Here is an 8,257-nt window from a genome sequence, read left to right on the forward strand (position 1 = left end):
GCCTTGAGCATCGTGGGCATCGCCGCGTTCCTCCTGCTGTTCCTGGGGCGTTCCAGGTACTTGCTCGGCCATGTGCCGGTTCTGATCGCACTCGCCTTGACGGCCCTACCGGCCCGCAAAGGGGTTGCCAGCGGCGGCGTAGGCCTGGAGACCATTCACAGGCAGAATGTAAGTAGCATCTGTGCAGGCGCATCTGAGAGAACAACCGTTATCGGTCGCCTATGACACCAAATCAAGCCATCGCTCTACAAGTGCGAGGGTCGCCCTACGCCGGGCTGCCCCTAGGCGGAAACCTTGTCCGGTCGCACTGCCTTCGCTGCCAGATCTGCCCGAACATGACTGGGGTTCATTGACAGACCCATTGACAGATCTCAGCACTCGCGAAGCGCTGCGTGCGTAGCGGCTCCGGCCGTACCGTCGCCCGAGAACCTGAGCGCGGACGATGTCGAATCCGGCGTGCACACCGCCCGCGTTCGACGACCGGGCCCTTCACGGCCCTTATTCTGCTGGCCTCTGCCGGCGACGTGCGGTGGTTCACGGAGCTGAAGGACGGGCCGCTCGTAGGCGGCAAGTAACCCTCCTGGCGGTCACCCTCGGACTGCGGAGCTGACGACCGGACCGGCCAGGCAGCCCGCCCAACGGCCCGTCACTCGCCGATCGTGCGGCCGAGGAAATCGAGCATCAGATCAGCCACCTCGTCGAGCGCGCTTTCGAGCAGGAAGTGCCCGCCTTCGAGCAGGTGGACCTCGGCGCGCCCTGTGTCGCGCGCAAAAGCCTGGGCTCCGGCCGGTCCGAAAATCTGATCACCCTTGCCCCACACGGCGAGCACGGGGAGCTGGCGTTTCCGCAGCAATTGATGAAGAGCGGGGTACACCGCAAGATTGCTGGCATAGTCTCCGATGATTGCGAGCTGGATCTTGTCTGTCGGCGGTCAGGAAGTTGAGGCCGAGCGGCGCTTTCCAGGCGGCGCGGCGCAGGGTCGCGCTGCCGAATTCGTCGTACCCGGAGGTGTGGGTGACGAGCTCGTGCATCGTGGCGGTGCCGGCGAGCGAGCCTGCCAGCTGGGGAAGATAGGTGGAGACCGCCGCGTCCATGCGAATCTCTCCGCGGCGTACAGCGTCTGCGATGACCAGCCCCGTCATCGCCTTGGTCATCGACCCGACCTCCATCAAGGTGGTCTCGCCGGCGCCGATTCCAGCCAGCCGCACCGGCTCGGCCGCGTTCAGGTCGACCTCGGCGACCGCGACACCGTGGTAGCCGGCGAGCATGCCCATGCCAGCTTGGTGGTCCAGGTGCGCCAGGACCGTGACGTCGCCGTCGCGGGCGTCCGCCAGGTTGGGCGACAACACCCAGGACACGACCGCGACCGTCAGCACTCCGATGAGCACGGTGACGAGAAGGCGGCGCGAGGCGAGGTAGCTCCCGGCCAGGACGACGAGCATGAGCAGTGCTTTCCAGCTGTCCTCGGCGTACCGCCCGTACCCGCCGCCGGTCAGCGAGATCAGCACTATGGTGGCGGGGATACCGATCAGGACCGCCGCGACCAGCACTTTCCCCGCCCAGCCGCGAGCAAACGAAGCCGAATCGCGGACCAGCAGCCGCCGGCTCAGCTCCCGGATGCGCCGGCCGCTGCCACCGGGCGGGGGCCGCGGGTTGGACGAGACCGGAGCAGGCATGTCGGGGAGCAGGTTCTGGGTTTGGGGCATACCTCAGCCTGTGTCCGGGGCGCGCCACCCACAAGGACACCTTGTTGACGATGTCGGCCACCGCATCCGCGGCATACTGTCAACTGCATGGAACCCCGATGACAGAGCCGACTCTCGAGCTGCCCGTCGAGAAGACTGTGGTCATCGTGACCTTCGACTCGGCCCAGATCCTCGACGTCACCGGTCCCCTCGAGGTCTTCTCCAGCGCCTCCCGGTTCCTGCCAGCAGCCCGGTATCGCACCACGGTCGTAACCACCCGGGGCGGCCCGGTTCACGCCAGCTGCGGGCTGGAGTTCGCCTCCTCCGCCATCACCGACGTCACCGGGCCTGTCGACACGTTGATGGTGGCCGGTGGCGCCGACATGAACGCAGCCGTCGCGGACACCGAACTCCTCGCCCAGATCCGACGGCTCGCCACCGACGCACGCCGCGTCACCTCAGTCTGCTCCGGCGCGTTCCTACTCGCGGCCGCCGGCCTACTGAAGGGACGACGTGCAACCACCCACTGGGCCGAGTGCGGACTCCTTGACCACACCTACACCGATGTCACCGTCGACCCCGACGCCATCTACGTCCACGACGGCAACGTGTGGACCTCCGCAGGTGTCACCGCTGGTATCGACCTCACGCTCGCCCTCGTCGCCGACGACCACGGACACCAGGCCGCCGCCACCGTCGCGCGTCAACTGGTCGTCTACCTGCAGCGGTCAGGCGGTCAGGCACAGTTCTCCGCGCTCCTGGCCGGACAAGCAGCCGCCACCGAACCGGTTCGCGACCTCCTGCCCTGGTTGCGCGACCACCTCACCGACGATCTGTCCGTCGCGGCGCTGCCCGGCACGTCAATCTCTCCGAACGACAGTTCACCCGCGTCTTCAAGGCCGAGGTCGGCTCCACCGCAGCCGACCACGTCGAAGCCGTCCGGCTCGAGTCCGCATGCCGGCTGCTCGAGACCACCAACAGAACCATCGAACAGATCGCCAAGACCTGCGGCTTCGGCACCCCCGAGACCATGAACCGCGCGTTCCGCAGACGCCTGGACACCACCCCAGGCGACCACCGCCACCACTTCCGCGGCCGTACCCCGTCCCACCAGGGTAAGGACGTGCAAACGCCTCGATCTTGAGATCCCCGATCACCCGTGGGACGGGACGCCTTTCGCCCAGATCGAATCGAAGCTTGCGAGGTACGAGCTGAGCATTTCGCTGTCGCCGGAGTGGCGGTAGTGGTAGACGGGCGAGCTGGCCGCAGGGACGCCGTACGCGTGCTGGTTGACGAGTAGTTGATCATCTGCTTGACCGATAGCGAGCTGGTGAGCTGCGGCGGCTCGCCGAGGTCGCCAGCCAGCATGGCCGCACATTAGGAATGGTGTACGTCGAGGATCTCCCCAGCGATCCACCGATTACCAAGGCCACTTCGGACGGCCGACCATAGTTGGCTACTGGAGGCCGAAGTGGGCCTGGATCGGTCCTGCCTGATCCGGCGGCAACTGCGAGGCAAGTAGGACGTTTGCCTTCAGCGCGGAGTCCTTCTTTCCCTCGGCTTCATCGCGCTTCTTCTTGGCGTCCTCCGCCTCAGCTCCACCGACCTGGAGGCCAAAGTAGGCGCCGACGATGGTCCCAATGGTTCCAGTGACGGCAGCGAGTGCGGTTGCGTTGTCATTCCAAGCAATCCCGATTATCACGACTGCGGCGATCAGCGTGGCAGCGCCTATGCCCAGTGCGATCAATCCGTACTTCCATCGCGCACCGGAGTCCGAGTCCGTCATCGCTATCCCCTAGGTGTGAATCGCCATTACCAGCTTGGTGTCGTGCAGCCCCGCCAATGTCCGCGCCACGACTGGAGGCCGACATCAGCCGATAGGGCCTCCTGACCATCCAGCAACCTAATCCAGCAACCAGGTCTGTTTTGTGGTCGCCTGTCCGATTGCCAGGTTGGACCTCCCCTCTCGGCCAGCAGTGATCGGGACGCCGTACCGCGCCTGCCCGACCTACCCGCCCTTGGTCGCTGTGCAGCCACCTTGTGGCAATGTCTAGAAGTGTGCAGCCGCCGCCCACGTTCCCCAGGTATCGCGGGCGTCTGCGAACTCTCCATACAGCCAGACTCGTGTCGCATCGCCGCCATCGCGGCTGTGAGCGAAGTAATCGCCCCATCGTCCGCCCGTGTAGGCGCTCTCGCCCGCTTTGATCAGAGCACTGCCTTGTAGCGCGCTTTGCGCATCGTTCGCTCGTCGACCGGTGAAGCGCAACGAGCCGAACTCTCCGCTGTTCGACCGGCTGAAGCAGAGGTAAGCGTTGCGCGCGATGTCGGTCTGCACGATCGGGAAGTAGTAGTAATAGCCAGGAGCGCCGAACGCGCCCTGCTGCACTACCGAGCGACTTGCGACATCGATCTCGTACCACTGCAGTCCTGAGCGGGCAACGGATTCGCCTTGCCAGCTCAGTTTGGTCGTATGTGTCGTCCACAGCCGTTGGACACCGCCGGCGTACTGATACACCGCGCTCAGCAGGCGTGAGTCATTGGTCTCGACGCGTACGGACGGGTGCGGTTGCTCGGCATCGGGTGGTAGGTCATAAGACCGACAGGGCACGGCGAAGCGCGCCAACTGGGGAGCGCCGCCGGTCCACAGGCCCACGGGGTTGCTGAGCTGCCACAGCGTCAGTGAGCTGCCGCTAGGCCAGAGTGCGTTCGTTAGGTAGGCCGGAGGGTTGCCGCCCAGGCCGCGGAAGTGAGCTGCGGCCTGAACCGTGAACGACAAACTGTTGTCGGGGTTGCGGAGATTCCAGAAGTCCCACCAGCGGAGCGGAGCGCCGTTGTACAGCTCGGCCTTGTTGAGGATGCGCAGTTTGGCGTACGAGAAGCCGCCGCCGATGCGGAACTGGTTGGTGCTGATATAGACCGCTTGGGTATCGAATCCGAGCATCGGGTAGTCGGCCCAGTTGTCGCTGCGGGCACTGCCGTCGACTGACGCATCAAGCGCCCAAACCCAGTAGGGACCGGCGGCATCTTCGCCCTGGGAGGCGGCGATCATGATCCAGGATCCTGCCGGCGTCCCGCGCCGTGCGGCGACCACGACAATCCAGCGACGAGCGTAGTGGTCGTAGGCCAGCTTGGGATCGAACAAGCCAGCACCAGGCGGCAGTACCTGGCTGAACAATGCGGTCATGCTGGGCCAGCGGAAGCGCAGGCTGCCGTCCTTGCGGTAGCCGGCGAGATCCACGTTGACGGCCAGTAACACGTCGCTCGCACCGACTGCCATGGCACAGTCCGGCGGTCGGAACGCGGTCTGTGGCGTTCCTCGGAACGACATGTCGGCTGCCGGCGCGAGCGCAGCCGCCGGGGCCGCCCGCTGCCCATCCTCGGGCACTTCTTGTTCTGCAACCGCCGCACCTGCGGCCTCACCAACGGCTTCGTCCTCGATGAGCTCGGGATCATCCTCGACGGCCAGCGCCCCTGGCTCGGGCTGATTGGCCTCTGCGGTCAGATCCCTGTACTCGTCCATCGATACCGGGAACCGAGTCTCCATCCAGTCCGGCTTGGCCGTACCAACCGGGGTCAGCACAAAATCAGCGGGACCGAGATCTTCAATCGACTGAAGCTTCCCAGGAACAGCAGAGTCGCTGGGGCCTTGCTCGAACTCGTCTGGCATAGCTGATCTCCTTGCCTGACGGACGATTTGCTACATGGGTTTGCATGATGACGATGCCGTTGCACACGTCATCACTAATGCACCTTCAGCAAGGCGCATGACAGGACGTCAATCCGCGCGGTGGGTGTGTAGAAGCTGACGCCGGCTAGCTGGGATCGTCCTGCGCTGGTGGTGCGTCCTCGTCCGGCTGCTCTGCACGCCTCTTCAGTTCGGCATAGGTCTCTTCATCGACCGGGCTCCCGACCGGTATGGACCGCGACTCGGCGTCTCCACTGTTCGCGTCGTCGGCAGCCGGCTCATTCTCGGGCTCGATCGGCATCCCGGGCGTCGGCGCGCCGGACGGACCACCGTCGCCGTCATGCGCAGTTTCGGGCTGGTTTTCGCTCATAAGGAAGCTCCGTCCAGTCCCTGATCCACAGGTACCAGCACTAGCTTAGGTCGCTTCCGGCCAGGCACCACCCCCAATCACAGGCTCATCAATCGAGGCCCGTTGTCGCCCGCGTCGGCCGGCCGCCGAATCTATGGGTTCTGGGCGGCTCGACGCCATTCGCCACGTGCGAGCCAGCCGAAGACGATGGTCGCCACCAGAAGCACTCCAACAATTGCGATCTCTAACGAGCCATCACCCCCGTCCGGCTCGACCCCGAACAACAGCTCGATCCATTCGCGATTGATCAGCGTGAGAACAAATAGGCCCGCAGTCAGTGTTGCGAGGGCGATCTCGACAAAGAACCTGCTCCGGATGCGTTCACGCACGAGTAACCCCTCCCCTCGAAGATCGATCATTCATCGAGAAAGATGCGACCTCACCTGAGCGTTTCCCCTCGCTCGCGTTCATTCAAGCTTGGCCCCGTGTAGCACAGATGTCAACAGTGCGCAACTATTCGCATCTCGGAATTTGCGGCGCGCCATTTTTGTGCAATGTAGGCGATTGATTAAAACAATTGCCTGCTGCGCGTCGACTACCAGCCACGACGGAGTCAGTGCCGTATCGGAATCGACATGCCGCGGAGCACGATTGGCGGGCTGCCGAAGCTATCCAACTCACCTTGCGTCATGGCAGCTGAGCGCTCAGGTGTCCAACCTGTCGTCGAGGAGGTGATCATCGAGACTGGCGAACCAGTCGATGACTTCGCTGGCGCGATAGCGGATGTATCGGCCGACGCGTTTGCCGGGAGGGCCGTAGCCGAGGGTTCGCCAGCGGTAGAGAGTTCGCTTGGGTACGCGAAGGTAGGCCGCGACCTTGTCCACGTCCCAGAGTGGGTCCGAATCAGGAACGGCGGACGTCGGCGCCTCCATCCCTTGGCGAGACCTCATCGGAGTTGCGAGGAGCTGGCGAAGCAGATCCCGTTTCTCGTTCTCGCTCGGCTTTGACGACTCGTCTGAGGTGACGCACGGACCAGCCCAGGATCTCGGCGGCGGCCTCGGCGGATCCGCAGATCTTGGCTAGCAGGGCCGTCTCTGCGGCGGATGCTGCCTCGGCATCGGCGACGCGTTCGTCGTACCGCTCGATAGCGAGAGACCTGGCTTCGATCGCGCGATCCAGCGGCGCCTGCGCTCTGATGGTCCGCGCGGTCGCGGCTTCGATCCGCGCCTGACGTTCGCGCTCCCGTCGCATCGCGGCAACCCGCTCGCTGGCTCCCATGGGCTGCTCAGATCCACAATCACAGCGTCAGGCTGTTGAGGTCGGGTGACAGGAAGGCCGAGTCGAGAGGCCGTGCCGCCACAGGAGCCAGCGGCTCCCAGTTGGCCTTCAAATACTTGTTCGTCCAGGGTCAGGAGGTGCGAGCCGTGAGTGTTTCACCTCATCAGGATCGGTCCTGCCTCGCGCTGCCACCGATTGACTTCAGGCGTTTGAGGACCGCGCGAGAGTCGAGCGACCATGGCACCCGATTGGTGTCCAGGAACGTGATGGAGACGTATGGCGGTAGACCGTCGGGTCGGAAGTCCTCCACGTCCAGACCGTAGTCGGCGGTGTCGTGAGCGGGGACCGTACCCATCTCGACCAGCAGATCAGGAGGGTCGTCGGGCGTGTGGTGCACCTGCATCAGGTCTACGTATATGGGTGCATCGCTTGCATTGTTGATGTAGGCGAAGTATTCGCGTTCGCTGGTGTCGTGGTGGTCGGGGCTCCGTCTCCATTCGGTCCACACCGAGATGCGTGTTGCCTGTTCTCTCGCCCGCAGTCGCCGGTCCTCGCGCAGCAGGTTGAGCGATACGAAGAGTGCACCGACAGTGCCGATCGCGGCCAGCCAGTCCGCAACGCTGCCGAAGTCCATTAGATTGGCTCCCATCAGTCGTTTCGAGTCGGCACGTCGAACGCTGAAGCCCGTCGCTGCCCCCGGTCCGTCTTCGTACCTTCTGGTCGATCCAAGCGGCGAAGTCCGGACCTGCTCAGCGCGCCGAAGTCTTTCCGTCAGGTTCGGGGCGGTCGATCGTGGCGGGTTTGGCCGGGTCGATGTCGCGCGGTCGGACGACCGGCTCACCATGACGGTCAAGGAACATCGTTGCCTTGCGCCCCAAATTGGGATCCTCGCCTACGTACACGACCCGCACGGCCGCGGCGACGTCCATGAAGAAGCCGATCGCCGGCGAGTGCATGACACCTGCCTCGGCAGATTCAGGCCGTGCGCCCGGTAGCTCTGGAGGCTCGAAGCCCTGCTGTACCAAGGCGGCAAGGATCTGTGCCTCTTTCAAGACAGCAGCGGGCAGATCCGGCCAATGCAACTCGATGTTGCCGATGTCTCCTTTGGCTGTCAGCCCGACGGTGGCATAAGACGACCAGACCGCCACACCGTCCACGGACCGCTTCGCCCGAGCCGCCTTCCGGATCACCAACGGTTCGTGAAGATGGAACTCTTCGTCCGAAACCCGCTCCGCGACCTGGCCGTACTCCGAAAGCACC

12 protein-coding genes and 1 pseudogene are annotated in these 8,257 nt (G+C 64.5%); 3 read left to right on the forward strand and 10 right to left on the reverse strand.

The features are described from left to right. A partial coding sequence (locus ACGFH6_RS44485) for a hypothetical protein (RefSeq protein ID WP_393397437.1) occupies positions 1–225 on the forward strand: 225 nt, incomplete at its 5' end. A gap of 421 nt (positions 226–646) precedes the next feature. On the opposite strand, the gene ACGFH6_RS44490 is transcribed toward ACGFH6_RS44485, so the two are convergent. Further along, positions 647–829 (reverse strand): alpha/beta fold hydrolase, encoded by a 183-nt coding sequence (locus ACGFH6_RS44490; protein WP_393397440.1) that lies wholly within the window; start codon positions 827–829, stop codon positions 647–649. Beyond that, positions 804–1,550 (reverse strand): serine hydrolase domain-containing protein, encoded by a 747-nt coding sequence (locus ACGFH6_RS44495; RefSeq protein WP_393397443.1) that lies wholly within the window; start codon positions 1,548–1,550, stop codon positions 804–806. The genes ACGFH6_RS44490 and ACGFH6_RS44495 overlap by 26 nt, the downstream gene beginning before the upstream one ends. Before the next feature lie 254 nt (positions 1,551–1,804). Here ACGFH6_RS44495 and ACGFH6_RS44500 point away from each other — a divergent pair. Both ACGFH6_RS44500 and ACGFH6_RS44505 read left to right on the forward strand, forming a co-directional pair. Continuing rightward, positions 1,805–2,338 (forward strand): annotated as a pseudogene (locus ACGFH6_RS44500) (AraC family transcriptional regulator); the annotation flags it as partial. Then, positions 2,296–2,829: a helix-turn-helix domain-containing protein gene (locus tag ACGFH6_RS44505; protein WP_393397470.1), complete on the forward strand. Its 534-nt coding sequence runs from the start codon at positions 2,296–2,298 to the stop codon at positions 2,827–2,829. The pseudogene ACGFH6_RS44500 and the gene ACGFH6_RS44505, both read left to right, overlap by 43 nt. 312 nt (positions 2,830–3,141) lie before the next feature. Here the strand turns inward: ACGFH6_RS44505 and ACGFH6_RS44510 are convergent, their stop codons facing one another. From ACGFH6_RS44510 to ACGFH6_RS44545, 8 genes are all read right to left on the reverse strand, one after another. Then, positions 3,142–3,471 carry a hypothetical protein gene (locus ACGFH6_RS44510; RefSeq protein ID WP_393397446.1) on the reverse strand — a complete coding sequence of 110 codons (330 nt, stop codon included), beginning with the start codon at positions 3,469–3,471 and terminating at the stop codon, positions 3,142–3,144. 264 nt (positions 3,472–3,735) lie between these two features. Then, complete coding sequence (locus ACGFH6_RS44515) at positions 3,736–5,352, reverse strand: hypothetical protein (RefSeq protein ID WP_393397449.1); 1,617 nt, start codon at positions 5,350–5,352, stop codon at positions 3,736–3,738. 145 nt (positions 5,353–5,497) lie between these two features. After that, the gene (locus tag ACGFH6_RS44520; RefSeq protein ID WP_393397452.1) at positions 5,498–5,740 is read right to left on the reverse strand and encodes a hypothetical protein; all 243 of its coding nucleotides are present in this window, start codon (positions 5,738–5,740) and stop codon (positions 5,498–5,500) included. 131 nt (positions 5,741–5,871) lie between these two features. Beyond that, a complete protein-coding gene (locus ACGFH6_RS44525) occupies positions 5,872–6,108 on the reverse strand; it encodes a hypothetical protein (protein WP_393397455.1) in 237 nt (78 codons plus the stop codon). A 315-nt stretch (positions 6,109–6,423) separates the two neighbouring features. Continuing rightward, entirely contained in the window at positions 6,424–6,603 is a 180-nt protein-coding gene (locus ACGFH6_RS44530; protein WP_393397458.1) for a helix-turn-helix transcriptional regulator, read from the reverse strand. 19 nt (positions 6,604–6,622) lie between these two features. After that, positions 6,623–6,997, reverse strand: a complete 375-nt coding sequence (locus ACGFH6_RS44535; protein ID WP_393397461.1) for a hypothetical protein — start codon at positions 6,995–6,997, stop codon at positions 6,623–6,625. A 163-nt stretch (positions 6,998–7,160) separates the two neighbouring features. Next, positions 7,161–7,631: a hypothetical protein gene (locus ACGFH6_RS44540; RefSeq protein WP_393397464.1), complete on the reverse strand. Its 471-nt coding sequence runs from the start codon at positions 7,629–7,631 to the stop codon at positions 7,161–7,163. 115 nt (positions 7,632–7,746) lie between these two features. Then, positions 7,747–8,257 (reverse strand): hypothetical protein (locus ACGFH6_RS44545; protein WP_393397467.1); only part of this gene is annotated, 511 nt, incomplete at its 5' end.

The sequence above is a fragment of the Kribbella sp. NPDC049227 genome (genome assembly GCF_043197265.1).
Taxonomy (GTDB): Bacteria; Actinomycetota; Actinomycetes; order Propionibacteriales; family Kribbellaceae; genus Kribbella.